This window comes from Devosia sp. MDV22-iso42, from assembly GCF_058629155.1.
The window spans coordinates 851,700-868,743 of record NZ_JBZVWR010000006.1; the positions used below are offsets into that span (position 1 = coordinate 851,700).

The window sequence follows — 17,044 nt, forward strand, 5'->3', positions numbered from 1 at the left end:
TCGGCAGGCGAGGGAATGAAAAATGGGGGCGCAAGCCCTTGGAAGACAACGGTTTTATGTCGCCCGTCGCCGATGCGCCGAGCACCCGGGGTGGTTTGGACAGAATCAGGAGCCGGTCGGCAGGCGGCCCTGAAGAACGAGGGCAAAAGCAGAAAGGCCCGGCGTGAGCCGGGCCTTTCCAATCCGATAAGCGGTAAGGCTTACTTGAAAGCCTTGGCGGCCTTGAAGGTAACCTTGTAAGCGCCGTTCTGCTGAACCTTGGCGCCGATCGAGGAGGTGAAACCACCGCCGGGAGCCCAAGCCAGTTCGGTCGAACCGTAGAAGTCCGAATATGCGCCACCAACTGGAGCAACGGTGTTTTCGCCACGACCATAGACACCGATTTCGCCGGTGACCTTGAGGGTCTCGGTGACAGCAGCAACGAGCTGAACTGCAACCTGGTAGCCATCGCCGATGCCAGCAGTGCCGTCGTTGAAGTAACGGCCGCCGAGGTTGATCGAGACGCCTTCGGTTACAGTCGCACCAACCGATGCGCCGAGACCGAAGTCGGTACCTGCGTCAGCGCCGCCAGCGAGCGTGCCACCGGCAACTTCACCCGACAGAGCAACCTTGAACATGTCGAAATTGCCTTCGGCCGAAGCCAGGCCATTCCAGTACGACCAGTTGCCGGCTGGGTTGTAGCCGCCGCCAGCTGCGAGAGCCGCACGGAGCTTGAACGCGTCGAACGTGCCGGTTGCGCCGGCATGAACGGCATAGGTGTCGCCAACGTTCTGCACGCCGTCGAGAATGCCACCGAGCGAGCCGCTGATGTGTGCAGTGACGGAGTCACCAGCATAGTTCAGCACGCCGATCAGGCTGCCAGCCTGGTTGTCGGTACGGTCGAGAGCTTCGAGAGCGATGCCACCGGCCAGGCCGTTGCCGAATGACGATTCGAGCTGGATGACATGACCACCCTTGCGGACTGGACCTTCCCAAACGCCGACGTCAGCGTCCTTGGACATGAACAGGCCAGTGAAGTTGAATGGCTCGTCGTCGCCTTCGTTGAAGATCGAACCCTTCTTACCGGCGGACAGCACGGTGCCGTCGCCGACCTGAACATAGGCGTCCTGAGCGCGGAGACCATGGTAATCAGGATGTGCCCCGACTGGGTTGCCGTTGGCGGCTGCGATGAACACAGCATCACGCGAACGGTAGTAGTCGCGCTGGCGCAGGTTGATCACGACGCGAGCAGGACCGAAGTCGCTGGCCTGGGTACCGACAAACTTGAGGAAGGTCTCGACCTTCGAGTCCCAATCCTGATTGGAACCAGCGATCGAGCTAGGAGCGTCGACGGAGACGTTGCCGTCGGCGTTCACGCCACCGAACGAACCGGAGAACGGTGTGGCAGCGATAACGGTGCCGGCACCATTCCAGTTGCCATATTCAAACGTGTAGGCAACGCTACCCGAAATCTGCAGGCAGTTTTCGTCGGACGAGATCGTCAGGCCCGAAAGGCCCAGGTCGTCGCAAACGTCCAGCGAGGTGAGGACGCCGAGATCGGCAGCAAAGCCAGCGGTCGAGAGACCGGCAGCAGCAACAGAACCGAGGATAAGGCTCTTGAGTTTCATAGGTTGACCTCCAAAGTCAGTCATTCTTGGTGCCGGTTGCCCGGCTGGTTTGTCGAAACGCGACCACACTATTCGTGGTGCAGTGTGTTGCCGTCGCGTTGCGACCGACAAACGATCCCATGCATGGATTCGCAAGACCCACTCTACGCATGGGCAAAGCCGACGCAATCACGCAAAGGCCGTTTTGCATGGCAGCAATGTGGTTGGGAGGCGGATGTTGCAGATTCAGCACACAGGCCGAAACCCTTCGTTAACCAAACTGAACGCGGCGTTAAGATTGCCGGTTTTGTGGGGGTTTGGCGGCGGACACTGGCGCTGCGGCCGAATTGGGGGCATCAAATGCCCGGAAACGGTCCGCCAATGGGTGTGGCCACAGCGTGGATGGAATCAGGCAAGGAAAAGGCGCGTCAGGCGGCGCTGCCTTAATTGGAGGATGCATGACTGAACACAAGAAGGTCGCTGTGGTGACCGGCGGCGGATCGGGGATCGGCAAAGCGGTGGCACTGGGATTTGCGGCACAGGGCTATGATGTCGCCATTTGCGGCCGTCGCCGCGACGCGCTTGAACCGGTACGCCATGATACCGGTGGCTATGCCGCGGCCTGCGACGTCACCGACCCGGACGCGGTCGCCGATTTCTTCGCCGGCGTCCGGCGCACCTATGGCCGCCTCGACGTGGTGTTCAACAATGCGGGGCGGTTCGCACCGGCCACGTCGTTCGGTGACCTGGATGTAAAAGTCTGGCGCGAGATGATCGATACCAACCTCAACGGCGCCTTCTATGTCGCGCGCGAGGCCTTCCGCATCATGCGGGACCAGGCGCCGCAAGGCGGGCGGATCATCAACAATGGCTCGATCTCGGCGCATGCCCCCCGCCCCGAGGCCGCCTCCTATACGACGTCCAAGCACGCCATTACCGGGCTGACCAAGGCCATCTCGCTGGATGGACGCGCATTCGGCATTGCCTGCGGCCAGATCGATATCGGCAATGCGGCCACCGACATGACCAGCCAGATGAACAGCGGCTCGCTGCAGGCCAATGGCACGATGATGCCCGAGCCGACCTTCGACGTGCAGCATGTGGTGGATGGGGTACTCTATATGGCTGGGCTGCCGCCCAGTGCCAATGTGCAGTTCCTGACGGTCATGGCGACCAACATGCCCTATATCGGCCGCGGCTAGCCATTCGAGCACAACTCTCATGGCGTTCTCCCCTCAGATCGCTGCACCGGAGCAATTTGAGGGGCCTGCTGTCAGGCGCGCCAGACTTCGGCGCCGGCGATCCAGGTGGCGCGCATGGCGTGGCTGCCGGACAGATGCACGAAGCTGGCGACCGCGCCGGGGGCCAGGTGGCCATGGGTATCGGCAATGCCCAGGGCCTGGGCCGGATAGAGCGAAGCCATGCGGATGGCTTCCTCGAAGTCCAGCCCGATGACCTTATGCATGAAGGTGACGGCATCGATCATGTCGAGGTCGGCGCCGGCCAAGGTTCCGTCGGCCAGGCGCAGAGCACCGCCGGAGCGTGTGATGGTGCGACCGTTCAAGGTGAATTCGGTGATGTCGGTGCCGGTCTGCGACATGGCGTCGGTGACGAGGAAAAGCGGTCCCTGGCTGGCCTTGGCGCGCAGGGCCAGTTCGATAACGGCGGGATGGACGTGGATGCCGTCGGCGATGAGGCCGGCGGAAATGGCGCCATTGTGCAGGGCCGCGCCGACCAGGCCGGGCTCGCGATTGCCCAGTTGGCTCATGGCGTTGAACAGATGGGTGACCATGCTGGCGCCAGCATCAAAGGCGGCGGTGGCCACAGCATAGCTGGCATCGGAATGCCCCAGGCTGACGACGATGCCCGCCTTAGCCAACGTGGTGATCTGGGCGGGAGTAACCGTTTCAGCCGCAACGGTCAGCAGCAGGTTGGGCAAAGCGGCGCGGGCCGCCAACAGGCGGTGCAGATCGGCGTCGTCCATGGGTCGGATGAGGGCCGGATCGTGCGTACCCTTGCGGGCCAGCGACAGGTGGGGACCCTCGAGATGGAGGCCGAGAAAGCCTGGAACGGCTTGCGCCGCAGCGCTCTGGCCGGCGGCGATGGCGGCCTCGGTCACCGGCACCGTGTCTGTAATCAGGGTGGGCAGCAGGGCCGTGGTGCCGAAACGGGCATGGGCGGCGCAGATGGTGCGGATGGCCGCGACAGATGGATCGTTGTTGAACAGCACGCCGCCGCCGCCATTGGCCTGGAGGTCAATGAAGCCCGGCACCACCATTCCGTCACCAGTATGAACGACTGATGAATGGGCTGGGACCGCTGCCGCGGGCACGATGGCCGAGACCATGCCGAACTCGATCAGCAGGGCGGCATCATCGTGCCAGAGGTGACCGTCGAATATGCGGGGGCCGACAATGGCCAGCAGATCGCTCATAGCGTTTCGGTGACCTTCTTGAGCGCCACCGGCAGATCGGGATTGAAGCCGCGGTGACGCGAGAGTGCTTCGACAAAGCCATAGAAGGACACGATGAGCGCCAGCGGATCGGTGAGCGGGTGACCGGTAGCGGCAAAGGGCAGTGGCATGGCGGCGCCCGCACGAGAGCTGGTGAGGAAGGCCAAGGCGCCCTGCCCGGCCAGCTTGTGCGTCATGTCGGCCACCGAGGCTTCGGCGGCGTCGCGGGCGGCCAGACCGAGCACGGGATAGCCCTTGGTGACGATGGCGACCGGGCCGTGCATGACTTCGGCGGCACTATAGGACTCGGCCTGGATGTTGCAGGTTTCCTTGAACTTGAGCGCCGCCTCGTTGGCGATCGCGAAGCCGGGACCGCGACCCAGTACGTAGAGGGCATTGTGGCCATCAAGGGCGCCGATCATGCCGGACCAGTCGCATTCCACCGCCTTGGCCAGCGAGTTGGGCAGGGCATTGACGGCGGCACCCAGTGCTTCGTCGCCGCTCCAGCGGGCAACCAAAGCCAGGCCGGCGACGACCGAGGTGACAAAGGTCTTGGTGGCGGCGACCGACTGTTCGACGCCGGCATGCAGATCAATGGTGAAATCGGAGGACTCAGACAGCGGCGAGCCGGCGGTATTGGTGATGGCAATGGCCATAGCGCCGGAACGGCGGGCCGATTGGGCCATGGCGACAATGTCGGGGCTCTTGCCGGACTGGGAAATGGCGATGGTGGCGGCGCGGTCAAGCCGCAGCTCCTTGCCATAGATGGAGGCGATGGAGGGCCCGATCGAGGCGACGGGCAGGCCCAGGGTCAGCTCGATGGCATATTTGAGATAGGCGCTGGCGTGGTCGGACGAGCCGCGCGCCACCGTGGCGACCAGCAGCGGGTCTTTCTCGCGCAAGGCGGCGGCAGTGGCGTCAAGGACAGGACCGCTGCGCTCGAGAAAGGTCGCGACGACCGCAGGAATTTCCTCGATCTCGCGGCGCATATGGGTCTGTTCGGTCATGGCGTCTTGCCTCCTTTGGCGGGCGCATCGCCGAGGCGCAGTTCGGCAACAAAGTCATAGGTATCGCCCCGATAGATGGAGCGGGTGAATTCGATGACGCGGCCGGACGCCAGGTAGGAGGTGCGCTCGATATTGAGGCCGGCCGAGCCGGTGGGCACCTGCAGCAGGCGGGCATTGTCCTCGTCGAGATTGGCGGCGCGAATGCGCTGGATGGCGCGAACCGGGCGATTGCCTGACTTGTCGAGGTGTCGGTACAGCGAGTCGGCGATCGCCAGGGGGTCGGGCAGGACGCGGGAGGAGAGACTGGCGCGCTCGATGGCCAAGGGCGTATCGCCCGTCAGGCGCAGGCGGGAGATGCGCGCCACCTGATCGCCGGAGGAGAGACCCAGAATGACGGTCTCCTCGGGGGACGGCAGATAAAGACCACGCTCCAGCCATTGGGCATGCACATCCATGCCGCGGCGGGCCATGTCCTCGGTGAAGGAGGTGAGCTGGGACAGAGACTGTTCGACGCGCTGCGTAGGCTGGGCAACGAAGGTGCCCGAGCCATGACGCTGCACCAGCACGCCATCCTGCACCAGCTGCAGCACGGCCTTGCGCACGGTTACGCGCGACACGTCCACCCGGGCCGCCAGGTCGCGCTCGGAAGGCAGGGCATCGCCCGGATTGATGGCGCCGCGATGGATGGCGTCCTCGATCCAGCGTTTGAGCTGGAGATAAAGCGGGCCACCCGACGGCAAGGCCACCGGCCCCTCGGCAAAGAAGCTGTTCGACAGATCTGTCACGTATCCCCCCGCCCCGGTTGGCTTTGCCCCTGGCAATGACTATCACGCGCCCGGCGGCGATTTGCCAAGCGCGCCCTTTGTTTCACAATACCAATAAAATACCATTTTCCAACAGGCAATCCATCTCTGCCGCCAATCCACTGCATGGGACTGAAGGCATTGGCTTTTCAGGGGCTAAACCGCGCCTGGCCGTCGTGCGGCGCATGGCTTTGTAGACAAGTGGTATTTTTTTGGCATTATCGCGGCTGACTGGAGAACAGCATGACCACGACGCAAACCGAGATGATCCATGCCAGCGCCGCCGGCTTTGACGCCAGAGCCGCCAGCGAGGCGCTAACGATTCTGGCGGCAGCGCAGCTCGAGGCAGCGCAGGTGGTGCAGGGCGCGGTGGCCGAGATTGCCGTCGCTGCCGAGATGGCGGCGGCAAGCCTCGTGGCTGGGGGCCGGCTGATCTATGCGGCGGCAGGCAGTTCGGGGTTGATGGCGCTGGCCGACGCGGTGGAACTGCCGGGTACGTTCGGCCTGGCGCCGGACCGCATCATCATGCTGCTGGCGGGCGGGGTAAGCGCCTTGCCGGCGCTCCCCGGCGGACCCGAGGACGATGCAGGGGCGGCGCGGGCCGACATGGCCGCAGCCGGCGTGGGACCGGGCGATTGCCTGATTGCCCTGACGGCCAGCGGCTATACCCCCTACCCCATGGCGGCGGCAATGGCGGCCCGGGCCGCTGGCGCACGCAGCATCGGCATCTGCAACAATGCCGGCGCGGCCTTGTTCGCGCAGGTCGATATCGGCATTTGCCTGCCCACCCCGCCCGAAGTGATTGCCGGATCGACGCGCATGGGTGCCGGCACGGCACAAAAGATCGCGCTCAACATGTTCTCGACCATGGTGGCGGTGCATCTGGGTCATGTGCATGACGGCTTCATGGTCAACCTGATCGCCGACAATACCAAGCTGCGCGGACGGGCGCAGCGGATCGTGACCGGCATTACCGGGGTGAGCGAGGCAGAGGCAGCGCGTTGCCTTGAGGTGGCGGGCGGCGCGGTGAAGGTGGCCATCGTGCTGGCGGCCGGCGCCGCCGATGTGGAAACCGCCCGGGGCCTGCTGGGGGCACATCAGGAGCGGCTGCGCCCGGTGTTGGACGCATTGGCGCGACAGCCGTGACCGGCAATGGAAGCGCAGCACCCATGATTAATCTGCGTTAACGGCTGTCATGGTTGTGCGCTAGAGTTTGCTGACGCGGCGCCGCCGTGGCGTCGTGGCCGCCCCTGCCGGGCAAGGAGGATATGGATATGCATACCCCAAGTGACGACGCCATTCGTGACCGCGCCTATGCCTTGTGGATCGAAGCCGGATCGCCCGAAGGCAATGACCTGTATTTCTGGCACGCGGCCGAGCAGGAACTGGCCGGCAGCGAGGAAGAGGCGCCGCTGGACGAGATGAGCCCGGTCGAAACCGTCGAGAGCGAAACGCCGGACCAGCCGACGCAACACTGACATTGCCCCGGGCGCCTGGCCTTGCGGCCGGCGCCCGTTTGCGGCTGCTTTGGGGCTTATCGTTCCAGCAGTGCACAAAAATTACTGCCGGCCGGCGCGGGAACGATTGTCCTGCGACCCGTATTATTCCGCGAGCTATCAGCCCGGAGGCAATCATGGCCCGCAGCAAGAAACCCGACAGTTCAACCAATGTCGTCTATGGCGACCAGACCATTCAGCGTGGCCCAGGCGGCGAAACGCACCAGACGGCCGAAGAGGGCTATGATGTCCTCACCACCCAGCACGGCATGCCGGTGGCGGACGACCAGAACTCGCTCAAACAGGGCGATCGCGGCCCGGTGCTGATCGAGGATGGGCATTTTCGCGAGAAAATCTTCCACTTCGACCATGAGCGGATTCCTGAACGCGTGGTGCATGCGCGCGGCTATGCGGCGCATGGCTTTTTTGAGACCTATAACTCGCTGAGTGCGGTGACCAAGGCCGACATCTTCCAGCGCAAGGGCGAGCGCACCCCGGTCTTTGTGCGGTTTTCCACCGTGGCCGGCTCGGAAGGCTCGTTCGACCTAGCGCGCGACGTGCGCGGCTTTGCGGTGAAATTCTATACGAAGCAGGGTAACTGGGACCTGGTGGGCAACAATATTCCGGTGTTCTTCATCCAGGACGCGATCAAGTTTCCCGACGTGATCCATGCGGTCAAGCCCGAGCCCGACAAGGGCTTTCCGCAGGCGCAGAGCGCGCATGACAATTTCTGGGACTTCATCTCGCTGACGCCCGAAGCCATGCACATGATCATGTGGGTGATGTCGGACCGGGCGATTCCGCGCTCGTTTCGCTTCATGCAGGGCTTTGGGGTGCATACGTTCCAGCTGGTCAATGCCGCGGGGGAAGCGCGCTTCGTCAAATTCCACTGGAAGCCGAAGCTGGGCATGCAGTCGGTGGTGTGGAACGAGGCGGTCAAGATCAACGGCGCCGACCCGGATTTCCACCGCCGCGACCTCTATGATGCGATCCAGGCCGGCAATTTTCCGGAATGGGAATTGTGCCTGCAAGTCTTTGACCAAGGCTTTGCCGACAGCTTTGACTTCGACGTGCTCGACCCGACCAAGCTCATTCCCGAGGAGCTGCTGCCAGCCACGCCGGTGGGCCGCATGGTGCTCGACCGCATGCCGGACAATTTCTTTGCCGAGACCGAGCAGGTGGCGTTCATGACGCAGAACATCGTGCCCGGCGTGGAATTTTCCAACGATCCGCTGCTGCAGGGGCGCAATTTCTCTTATCTCGACACCCAGCTCAAACGGCTGGGCAGCCCCAACTTTGCGCAGTTGCCGATCAATGCGCCCAAATGCCCGATGCATCACTTCCAGCAGGACGGCCATATGGCCTTCAACAATCCGCGCGGACGGGCCAATTACGAGCCCAATTCGTGGGGCACCGAAGCCGGTGGCCCGCGCGAATCCAGGGAACTGGGTTTCCAGACCGTGCCGCAGGCGGCCGAAGGCCCCAAGGTGCGGCTGCGGCCGGAGAGCTTTGCCGACCATTACAGCCAGGCACGGCAGTTCTTCATCAGCCAGGACCTGATCGAACAGCGCCATATCGGCGAAGCGCTGGTGTTCGAGCTCAGCAAATGCGCCTTCCCTTCCATTCGCGAACGCATGGTGGCGCACCTGCTCAATATCGATGCCGATCTGGCGCAGACCGTGGCCGATGGCCTGGGGATGAAGGCCCTGCCCAAGGCGGCCAGTGCGGCGCGGCCGACCAAGATGGACCTGCCGGCTTCGGACCTGCTCAGCATTCTCAAGAACCCGCCGGAGAGCTTTGCCGGGCGCAAACTGGGGATCCTGATTACCGATGGCACCGATGCCAAACTGCTGGCGGCGCTGCTGGCGGCGGCGGCGGCCGAAGGCACGGCGGTGGAGCTGGTCGCGCCGGCGGTCGGCGGGGTGACGCTGAGCGATGGCACGGTGCAGGCGGCGCATCACAAGATCGATGGCGGGCCATCCGTGCTGTTCGACGCGGTGGCACTGCTGCCGGCCGAAGAGGGCATCCTGTCGCTGCTCAAGCTCCCCCCGGCCCGCGACTTCGTCAGCGATGCCTATGCGCATTACAAGTTCATCGGCTTCACCGCCCCGGCGGCCAAGCTCTTCGCCAAGGTCGGCCTGCCCGAGGACCTCGACGAGGGCTTCATCACGCTGGACGGGGCGGAGGATGCCGAGGAACTGATCGCCGCCTGCCGCGCGCTGCGGTTCTGGGACCGGCCCGACGGGGCGTAGGCCGCTTTGATTGAATGAAAATGGGCAAGCGGTGTGGAGACACCGCCTGCCCATTTGCTTTGTCGATCAAGCCTGAGGCGTGACAGGCGGGCGGTGGGCGAAGGCCACGCCGATCGCGACCAGTATCAGGGCACCGGCGAGCAGAAAGGTCAGCCGCAGGCCGGCGCCCAGCGCTGCTACGGTCGCGCTGTCGAAATCTTCCGTGCCGGTGCCCCAGGCGAAGACGGCGCCCATCCAGGAAGCCCCGGCGATCAGGCCGATATTGCGCGACAGGCCGAGCAGGCCCGATACGGTACCCCGGCGGTCCGGGGGAACATCGAGCAGGGCTGCGGTATTGTTGGCGGCCTGGAAGAGCTGATAGCCGGGCGTCAGGACGATGATGGCCATGACATAGCCCCAGACACCCAGCATCTCGGGCAGGACGGCCAGAAGCAGAGCGCCCACCGCCAGCAGGACCAATCCGCCCGCCAGCACGCGGTTGGCACCCCAGAAATCGACCAACCGGCCAGACGGCACGCCGCTGACCATGGAGACCACGGGGCCGATAGCCATGACCATGCCCACCCACGCCGCTGTCAGACCCAGGCCGAGGCTGAGATAGAAGGGGCCGACTACCAGCGTTGTCATCATGACGGCGGCAACCAGAACATTGACGAGGAGGCTGGACGCAAGCTGACGGTTCAGTACCGACACGAGGCCGATGGCCGGCGCCCTGCCCCGCCCCGGCGTCGCGGGCAGTGTGGCCAGAGCGAGCAGCATGGCCATGACGGCCAGCGGCAGCTGCACAAAGAAGATGCCGCGCCACCCCGTCAGCGGCAGCAGGAGCCCACCCAGCGAGGGGCCAAGGGCGGTGCCGAGCGCCGAGACGGTGCCCAGCAGGCCCATGGCCCGCCCGAGATGGGCCGCGCCGGCCGTCTGGCGCATGAACACCATGGACAGCGTCATCAGGAAGGCGGCGCCCACGCCCTGCAGCACCCGGGCGCCGATCAGCAGCCACAGGGTCGGCGCCAGGGCGCAGAGCAGTGAGGCGCTGGCGAACAGCGCCAGACCGGCGACCAGCATGGGCTTGAGCCCAAAGCGATCGCCGAGCCGGCCGGCGATAACCACCGAAACCGTCAGCGCCGCGAGATAGGCGACGACGACCAGCTGTACCTGGGAAAAGGGTACCGCGAAGGCCTGGGCCAGCATCGGCAAGGCAATATTGGCAATGCTGGTCCCCAGTGAGGCCAGCAATGCCGAGAGGGCCAGCGTCACGGTAATGGCCGTCCGAGGGCCTTCCGCCCGAGGGCCTTCCACGCGCGCATCGATAGGATTCATGGTTATTTCCTCTTGCCTGAACCTGGTTTCGACCGCAGGCTACGACTTCAAGTCAACTTGAGGTCAAGCATGAAATTCCTGGATATCGGGGAGGTCGCGGCGCGCAGCGGATTCACGCCGTCGGCGCTGCGCTACTATGAGGAGACGGGGCTGATTGCCTCGGTCTACCGGCACGGCCTGCGCCGGCAGTTTGGCCCCGAAGTGCTGTTGCAGCTCAAGCTGGTGGCGATGGGGAAAGTTGCCGGGTTCTCGCTGGAGGAGATCGGCGGCATGTTCGGCAGCACTGGCATGCCGGACCTGCCCCGCGCGGTGCTCGCCGACAAGGCCGATGCGCTCGACCGGCAGATCCGCGACCTGGCCACGCTGCGCGACCTGCTCCGGCATGTCGCCGAATGCCCCGCGCCGTCGCATCTGGAATGTCCGCGGTTTCGGCGGCTGGTGACCCTGGCAGGCAAGCGCGGCAAAGCGCGCGGGACAGCGTCGAAACGGACAGCACGGGCCAAGGCTGGATGACGGCAAACGCTGCTGCCGGTGACCTATCTCAACAATGTCGTGGGAAGTGGCGGAGAGGATGGGATTCGAACCCACGAGACCCTTTTGAGATCTGCGCCCTTAGCAGGGGCGTGCCTTCGGCCACTCGGCCACCTCTCCGTCGCGGGCTGGATAGCGGGCGGGATGCGCCAAGGCAAGTGGTTTTTGCCCGCAGGGGCCGCGAGCCCACAGGTGGGGCGGTGCTCGGGCAGATTGCGGCGGCGCCCAGACCTCGCCAGTGGCTGCGGCGGGTGCCGTCGAATCAATTCAGCCGCCTGCCCTGCCTGGGCGGCGCGCCGAACCCGAGCAGAGCCGGGCCCGGCGCGCTGTGTCGCTCAGCGCTGGTTGAACAGCACCTTATGGGCTTCCTTGTCGTCGGCCAGGCTCTTCTGGGTGGCGTCCTTGCCGATCTCGAGGCCCTTGGCGACGGCCGGACGGGCGTTGAGGCGCTCGATCCAGGCCAGGGCGTTGGGGTATTCGGCCTTGGTGATGCCATAGCGCTCCCAGGACTGAGCCCAGCCGATGGAGGCGATATCGGCGATGGAATAGGTGCCGGTGATGAAATCCTTGCCGGCGAGCTGGGTGTTCAGCACGCGGAACAGGCGATGGGTTTCATCAGTGTAGCGCTTCTGGGCATAGGGGATTTTTTCGGGGGCATAGACGTTGAAGTGGTTGTTCTGCCCCAGCATGGGCCCGAAGCCACCGACCTGCCAGAACAGCCATTCGTCGACCTTGACCTGCTCGCGCGGGTCGATGGGGTAGAACTGGCCGAACTTGAGGCCGAGATATTTGAGGATCGCGCCGGATTCAAAGATCGAGATCGGTTCGCCGCCCGGACCTTCCGGATCGACGATGGCGGGAATCTTGTTATTGGGGGAAATGGCCAGGAATTCGGGGGTGAACTGCTCGCCCTTGCCGATATCGATGCGGTGATAGGTCCACGGCACGCCCAGCTCTTCGAGCATGATATGGACCTTCTGCCCGTTGGGCGTGGGCAGCGAGAAGGCATCGATAGGCTTGGTCTGGGCGGTCATGAGGGGTCCATCCTGGTTGGAAGTTGCCCCACTTATATCGGCGTTTTACGATGAAGGGCAAGGCGCGCGCGCCCTGCCCTCCAAGGATCAATCAGGCCCGCCTGACGCTCATCTGCGGCTCGCCATTGCCGCGCAGAGCCGGTGTGTTGCCGTGGGCGTCCACCGTGGCGGTGACGCGGTGGCGCAGCGTGGCGAACATGAAGTCGGGCGTGACGTTGACCGGTGTGTCGAACTGCACGGTCAACTTGGCGTGGCCGCCATTGCCGAGCAACTGGACACCGAGCAGGAGCCCGGTGAAGGGCTGGCCAAGATAGCGCCCGCTGACGCGGCGACCGACCTGGAAAGGCGTCGGCAGCTGGCCCGGCAGGGCGGCGCGGGCGGTGTTCCAGTCGCGATAGCCATGGGCGCGGGCCACCTGTTCGAGGGCGGCGCCATGGGTGAGCGGCGTGCCGGCGGCGGCGCGGCTGTCGCGCAAGGCCTTGGCTTCAGACTTGAGGGTCTGGATGGAGGGGGAATCGAGGGAAAACGACATTGCAGGATCTCTCATTTGCATGAGGCGTCTGGTGCATGGGAGCCCGCATTGCCATGAAGCGCCTCGCAAAGATGAACCTGGATTCGCTCTTGCAGAAGGGCTGGACTTCACCATCGGAATTGCTTCCGGCGAGCGGCAGGTGCCAGCGACCGAAGCGGGATATGGGGCTGGCGGCCGGGTTTGTCAACGGGCGGGGCCGCGGGCGATCAGCGGCAGTGATGGGGGCGATCAGCGATTTATGTTGGGCGAACCGGGCTGAGCAGCGTATGTGCCCAGACCAAGACCACCACCCGACCTCCCCCTGAAGGGGGAGGAGAAGAGGCCCGTGACAATGCTTGAAACGCTGTTCCTGCTGCTGGCCGGCCTTGTTGGCGGCGCACTCAATTCGCTGGCGGGGGGCGGGTCGTTCATCGTATTCCCGGCGCTGCTGCTGGTGGGCGTGCCGCCGGTGATGGCCAATGCGTCCAACACCTTTGCCGCCCTGCCCGGCTATGCCAGCGGCGCCTTCGGCTATTGGCACGCCATGGGGGCGCACAAGCATCTGCTGGTGCTCTATGGCGCGATGGCAGCGGTATTCGGCTATATCGGGGCGGAACTGCTGCTGGTCGTGAGCGACGAGCAGTTCGGGCTGGTGGTGCCCTGGCTGATGGGCTTTGCCGTGCTGCTGTTTGCCTTTGGCACGAGGCTCAATGGCTTTGTCGCGGCGCGCAGCGGCGGCGGGCGCGGCATGAAGCTGGTGGGGAGCGGGCTGCTGCTGGCGTTCCTGGCCGGGGTCTGCGTCTATGGCGGCTTTTTCAATGCCGGGCTGGGCATCCTGCTGCTGGCGTTTCTGGCCACGGCCGGGATGACCGATATCCACGCCATGAACGGGCTCAAGCTCTATGTGTCGTCGATCGTGGCGCTGGTGGCGGTGGCGCGCTTTGCCGTCAGCGGCTCGATCGACTGGTATCACGGCTCGATTGCCCTGGTGGGCGTGGTGGTCGGCGGGTACCTGGCGGCGAAGAATGCGCATCACATTCCGACGCTGTGGATCCGGGTGGCGGTGATCGTCTATGGCGTGTTCATGACCGGGTATTTCTTCTGGGGCGCGTATCTGGCCTAGGGCGCGCGCTAACCGTCGGCCCTCTACCTAGCAGACTGCATCTTGTCTGCGCTGCAAGTATAGGGCCCTCGGGTCAAGCCCGAGGGTGACGGGCGGTGGATGACGGGCGGTGGGTGGCCCTACCGCGCCTGCCCTATTGCATTTCTGCTGGCCTCAGCCACACCGCCGCGTCGTGATAGGTGGTGCCGCCGAAGGGGGGCGCGGGAGCCGCGCTGGTGAGGGTATTGATGCCCTTGCCGGTGCGATGGGACTTGTTCTTGTGCAGGCCTTCGGCGATCAGCACGCCGGTGGGCAGGCCGGGGCGGATGCGGGCAGTGAGATCAACCGCACCGCGGTGGTTGCCGACGGTGACGAACTGGCCATCAATAATGCCGAGCCGCAGGGCGTCCTCGGGATGGATGAAGACCGAGGGCACGCCCTCGCGCTTCTGGCTGCCCGGGGTTTCGTTGAAGGTTGAATTGAGGAAGCCGCGCGCCGGGCTGGTGGCGAGGCGGAACGGGTGTTCCGGTGTGGCGGCCTCGGTAATGGCCCAGTGGTCGGCAAAGCGCGGCATGTCGGCCGAATCGCAGGCCCATTGATAGCCCTTCTTGGCCGCGGTGCCGGCCCAGTTGGGGGCGAAGCGGAAGCGCTTGTCGGGCCAGGCGAAGCCGTCCGCAAAGCGGGCGACGGCGTCGGGGCGTTCGCGATCGACGAAGCCGGTTTGTTCGACGGTTTCGAGGCTGGGATAGTTGGAGCGCGCGAAGGTGTCGGCGATGACCTCGCGGTCGGTGGCGTGAAAGCTCGGATCTGTCAGCCCGAGGCGCAAGGCCAGGGCGTTGATGACCTCGTGGTTGGAGCGCGTTTCGCCGGGGCGGGTAATGACGGCCGGGCCATAGAGCACGCGGGTATGGCCACCGCGGGTGTAGTAGTCATTGTGTTCGAGGAACATGGTGGCGGGCAGGACGATATCGGCCAGTTCGGCGGTTTCGGTCATGAACTGCTCATGCACGACCAGGAACAGGTCCTCGCGCGCCAGACCCTGTCGCACCAGAGCCTGTTCGGGCGCGACCGAGGCGGGATTGGTGTTCTGCACGATCATGGCCTTGACCGGACCGCCCTGCTTGAGGGCCTTGGCATCGCCGGTGAGGACGGGGCCGATTTCGGACATGTCGAGCCAGCGCGGCTCGCCCTTTTGCAGCAGCGCCCCGGTGAGGCGGGATTTGTCGAGCGCCCAGGTGCCGGAATTGGAATGGAAGGCGCCGCCGCCGCGATGCTGCCAGGCGCCGGTCATGGCCGGGATGCAAAGCGCAGCGTGCATGGCGGTAGCGCCGTTGCGCTGGCGGGTAAAGCCATAGCCGAGGCGGAAATAGGAGCGCGGCGTGGTGCCGACGAGATGGGCGAAGGCGGTGATCTCGGCCACGGTGAGCCCGGTAATGTCGGCGGCCCATTCGGGGGTCTTGCTGGCGAGGTGTGCTTCGAAGTCGGGGCCGAAATCGGTGTATTTATCCATATAGGCGCGGTCGGCCAGGCCATCGCGCAGCAGGATATGCATGACCGCGACGGCCAGCGCGCCATCGGTGCCGGGGCGCAGCACGAGGCCGAGATCGGCCTGGGCCATGGTGGCGGTCTGGTAGATGTCGATGACGACCACCTTGGCGCCGCGTTCCTTGCGGGCGCGCATGGCGTGGGTCATGACATTGACCTGAGTATGAACCGCATTGGTGCCCCAGATGACGACGCAATCGCTCTCGGCCATCTGCTCGGGATTGACGCCGCCCAGCATGCCGGTGCCGGCGATATAGCCGGGCCAGGCAGTGCCGGTGCAGATGGTGTCATATTGGCGTGAATAGCCCTTGGCGGCGCGCAGGCGATCGATACCGTCGCGCTGCACATGGCCCATGGTGCCGGCATAGTAATAGGGCCAGATGGCTTCGGCGCCGTGTTCGGCTTCGACCTGGGCGAAACGGGCGGCGATCTCGTCGAGTGCCTCGTCCCAGGAGATCGGGGCGAACTGGCCGCTGCCCTTGGGGCCTATCCGCCGCAGCGGCTGGGTCAGGCGCTCGGGATGATGCACGCGCTCGGCATAGCGGGCGACCTTTTCGCAGATGACGCCGGCCGTGTAGGGGTCATCCTTGGCGCCGCGCACGCGGCCGATGGTGTGGTTGTCGATGATGTCGACATCGAGCGCACAGGCGGAGGGGCAATCATGCGGGCAGACCGAACGGACAGTGCGAAGGGCGATGGGCTGGTTCATGGCGACAGGATAGCGGAGGCGCAGACCGGGCTCAATTGAATTGGGGTGATGGCCACCATCTGCGGCGTGAATGGCGTGCCGCCAGTCCTGCCGACCCGGCCAGGATGGTCATTAACGACGATCGCATCGCCATTATGGTAAACACTTCGTAAACGTGTCAGTATGCTGTTGTCATTGCTTGGGGAACTGTAAATGGCAGACCTGAACGCTCAGCTTGCGCGCGCGGTAAAGACCAGCGCGATCTATGATCTTGCCACCTGCCTGCCACTGGCCTTGCCGGGTGTTGCCTGGCTCTATCTGGTCGTGCTCGACACGCTCAACGGCGCCGTCGGCCTGGGCGGCCAGGTCGGGGAACTATCGCCCCTGGCGATGATGTTCGTCAATTTTCTCGGCTCGCTGATCTCGATCTGGGCCGTGATGCGGCTGATCAATCCGAGCTGGGCCAACGGGCTCACCGACATAGCGGTGCGGACCCTGTTCTCGATCGCCATGCTCAATGCCATCTTCAATGGCGTGCCGGGGCTGATCAGCGTGCTCTGGGTATGCGAGATGACGCTGCTGCTGGTGCAGGCCTATTTCGTCCATCGGGTGTGGAGCACGCAGCATGCGGCCAGCGTCCGCTCGCTGCGCGTGCCCGGCTTCCAGGGTCAGGTTCCCGCCGAGTAATCGGCTGGGTCACCCGGCCCGCGCGCTGCAGCC

15 protein-coding genes and 1 tRNA gene are annotated in these 17,044 nt (G+C 64.8%); 7 read left to right on the top strand and 9 right to left on the bottom strand.

All coding sequences use genetic code 11. The annotated features are described in order from the left end of the window. Positions 1-200: 200 nt before the first annotated feature. Positions 201-1,607, bottom strand: a complete 1,407-nt coding sequence (locus tag AC4NN3_RS05805; RefSeq protein ID WP_491926136.1) for a hypothetical protein — start codon at positions 1,605-1,607, stop codon at positions 201-203. A gap of 437 nt (positions 1,608-2,044) precedes the next feature. Between AC4NN3_RS05805 and AC4NN3_RS05810 the strand changes: the two genes are divergently transcribed. Continuing rightward, on the top strand, positions 2,045-2,788 hold the full coding sequence (locus tag AC4NN3_RS05810) for an SDR family oxidoreductase (protein WP_491926137.1): 744 nt from the start codon (positions 2,045-2,047) through the stop codon (positions 2,786-2,788). 71 nt (positions 2,789-2,859) lie between these two features. Here AC4NN3_RS05810 and nagA read toward each other — a convergent pair whose 3' ends face one another. The 3 genes from nagA to AC4NN3_RS05825 are packed head-to-tail and all read right to left on the bottom strand — an operon-like array spanning position 2,860 to position 5,830. Beyond that, a complete protein-coding gene (gene nagA / locus AC4NN3_RS05815; RefSeq protein WP_491926138.1) occupies positions 2,860-4,020 on the bottom strand; it encodes an N-acetylglucosamine-6-phosphate deacetylase in 1,161 nt (386 codons plus the stop codon). Then, complete coding sequence (locus tag AC4NN3_RS05820) at positions 4,017-5,045, bottom strand: SIS domain-containing protein (RefSeq protein ID WP_491926139.1); 1,029 nt, start codon at positions 5,043-5,045, stop codon at positions 4,017-4,019. Before AC4NN3_RS05820 ends, nagA begins: the two co-directional genes overlap by 4 nt. After that, positions 5,042-5,830 carry a GntR family transcriptional regulator gene (locus tag AC4NN3_RS05825; RefSeq protein ID WP_491926140.1) on the bottom strand — a complete coding sequence of 263 codons (789 nt, stop codon included), beginning with the start codon at positions 5,828-5,830 and terminating at the stop codon, positions 5,042-5,044. Before AC4NN3_RS05825 ends, AC4NN3_RS05820 begins: the two co-directional genes overlap by 4 nt. Positions 5,831-6,091: 261 nt before the next feature. On the opposite strand from AC4NN3_RS05825, the gene AC4NN3_RS05830 reads away from it, so the two are divergent. From AC4NN3_RS05830 to AC4NN3_RS05840, 3 genes are all read left to right on the top strand, one after another. Then, positions 6,092-6,994 (top strand): N-acetylmuramic acid 6-phosphate etherase, encoded by a 903-nt coding sequence (locus AC4NN3_RS05830; RefSeq protein WP_491926141.1) that lies wholly within the window; start codon positions 6,092-6,094, stop codon positions 6,992-6,994. A gap of 128 nt (positions 6,995-7,122) precedes the next feature. Continuing rightward, complete coding sequence (locus AC4NN3_RS05835; protein WP_491926142.1) at positions 7,123-7,326, top strand: DUF2934 domain-containing protein; 204 nt, start codon at positions 7,123-7,125, stop codon at positions 7,324-7,326. 155 nt (positions 7,327-7,481) lie between these two features. Next, positions 7,482-9,596 carry a catalase gene (locus AC4NN3_RS05840; protein WP_491926143.1) on the top strand — a complete coding sequence of 705 codons (2,115 nt, stop codon included), beginning with the start codon at positions 7,482-7,484 and terminating at the stop codon, positions 9,594-9,596. A gap of 66 nt (positions 9,597-9,662) precedes the next feature. On the opposite strand, the gene AC4NN3_RS05845 is transcribed toward AC4NN3_RS05840, so the two are convergent. After that, positions 9,663-10,913 carry an MFS transporter gene (locus AC4NN3_RS05845; RefSeq protein WP_491926144.1) on the bottom strand — a complete coding sequence of 417 codons (1,251 nt, stop codon included), beginning with the start codon at positions 10,911-10,913 and terminating at the stop codon, positions 9,663-9,665. 69 nt (positions 10,914-10,982) lie between these two features. Between AC4NN3_RS05845 and AC4NN3_RS05850 the strand changes: the two genes are divergently transcribed. Continuing rightward, entirely contained in the window at positions 10,983-11,426 is a 444-nt protein-coding gene (locus AC4NN3_RS05850) for a helix-turn-helix domain-containing protein (protein ID WP_491926145.1), read from the top strand. Positions 11,427-11,473: 47 nt separating this feature from the next. On the opposite strand, the gene AC4NN3_RS05855 is transcribed toward AC4NN3_RS05850, so the two are convergent. The 3 genes from AC4NN3_RS05855 to AC4NN3_RS05865 all read right to left on the bottom strand — a co-directional run bounded on the left by AC4NN3_RS05855 (position 11,474) and on the right by AC4NN3_RS05865 (position 13,010). Then, positions 11,474-11,564, bottom strand: a tRNA-Ser gene (locus AC4NN3_RS05855). 215 nt (positions 11,565-11,779) lie between these two features. Continuing rightward, positions 11,780-12,478, bottom strand: coding sequence for a glutathione S-transferase family protein (locus AC4NN3_RS05860; RefSeq protein WP_491926146.1), 699 nt, complete (start codon positions 12,476-12,478; stop codon positions 11,780-11,782). Positions 12,479-12,569: 91 nt separating this feature from the next. Continuing rightward, entirely contained in the window at positions 12,570-13,010 is a 441-nt protein-coding gene (locus AC4NN3_RS05865) for a glyoxalase superfamily protein (protein WP_491926147.1), read from the bottom strand. Between the two features lie 331 nt (positions 13,011-13,341). On the opposite strand from AC4NN3_RS05865, the gene AC4NN3_RS05870 reads away from it, so the two are divergent. Next, positions 13,342-14,112 (top strand): sulfite exporter TauE/SafE family protein, encoded by a 771-nt coding sequence (locus AC4NN3_RS05870; RefSeq protein ID WP_491926469.1) that lies wholly within the window; start codon positions 13,342-13,344, stop codon positions 14,110-14,112. 133 nt (positions 14,113-14,245) lie between these two features. On the opposite strand, the gene AC4NN3_RS05875 is transcribed toward AC4NN3_RS05870, so the two are convergent. Further along, positions 14,246-16,345, bottom strand: a complete 2,100-nt coding sequence (locus AC4NN3_RS05875; RefSeq protein WP_491926148.1) for a molybdopterin-containing oxidoreductase family protein — start codon at positions 16,343-16,345, stop codon at positions 14,246-14,248. A gap of 192 nt (positions 16,346-16,537) precedes the next feature. Here AC4NN3_RS05875 and AC4NN3_RS05880 point away from each other — a divergent pair, with 192 nt between their 5' ends. Next, positions 16,538-17,011 (top strand): hypothetical protein, encoded by a 474-nt coding sequence (locus AC4NN3_RS05880; RefSeq protein ID WP_491926149.1) that lies wholly within the window; start codon positions 16,538-16,540, stop codon positions 17,009-17,011. Positions 17,012-17,044: the final 33 nt, after the last annotated feature.

Coding starts and splice junctions, on each gene's coding strand:
- AC4NN3_RS05850 (WP_491926145.1), top strand. CDS start 10,983: ATGAAATTCCTGGATATCGGGGAGGTCGCGGCGCGCAGCGGATTCACG.
- AC4NN3_RS05805 (WP_491926136.1), bottom strand. CDS start 1,607: ATGAAACTCAAGAGCCTTATCCTCGGTTCTGTTGCTGCTGCCGGTCTC.
- AC4NN3_RS05880 (WP_491926149.1), top strand. CDS start 16,538: ATGGCAGACCTGAACGCTCAGCTTGCGCGCGCGGTAAAGACCAGCGCG.
- AC4NN3_RS05830 (WP_491926141.1), top strand. CDS start 6,092: ATGACCACGACGCAAACCGAGATGATCCATGCCAGCGCCGCCGGCTTT.
- AC4NN3_RS05865 (WP_491926147.1), bottom strand. CDS start 13,010: ATGTCGTTTTCCCTCGATTCCCCCTCCATCCAGACCCTCAAGTCTGAA.
- AC4NN3_RS05835 (WP_491926142.1), top strand. CDS start 7,123: ATGCATACCCCAAGTGACGACGCCATTCGTGACCGCGCCTATGCCTTG.
- AC4NN3_RS05810 (WP_491926137.1), top strand. CDS start 2,045: ATGACTGAACACAAGAAGGTCGCTGTGGTGACCGGCGGCGGATCGGGG.
- AC4NN3_RS05870 (WP_491926469.1), top strand. CDS start 13,342: ATGCTTGAAACGCTGTTCCTGCTGCTGGCCGGCCTTGTTGGCGGCGCA.
- AC4NN3_RS05820 (WP_491926139.1), bottom strand. CDS start 5,045: ATGACCGAACAGACCCATATGCGCCGCGAGATCGAGGAAATTCCTGCG.
- AC4NN3_RS05875 (WP_491926148.1), bottom strand. CDS start 16,345: ATGAACCAGCCCATCGCCCTTCGCACTGTCCGTTCGGTCTGCCCGCAT.
- nagA (WP_491926138.1), bottom strand. CDS start 4,020: ATGAGCGATCTGCTGGCCATTGTCGGCCCCCGCATATTCGACGGTCAC.
- AC4NN3_RS05845 (WP_491926144.1), bottom strand. CDS start 10,913: ATGAATCCTATCGATGCGCGCGTGGAAGGCCCTCGGGCGGAAGGCCCT.
- AC4NN3_RS05840 (WP_491926143.1), top strand. CDS start 7,482: ATGGCCCGCAGCAAGAAACCCGACAGTTCAACCAATGTCGTCTATGGC.
- AC4NN3_RS05860 (WP_491926146.1), bottom strand. CDS start 12,478: ATGACCGCCCAGACCAAGCCTATCGATGCCTTCTCGCTGCCCACGCCC.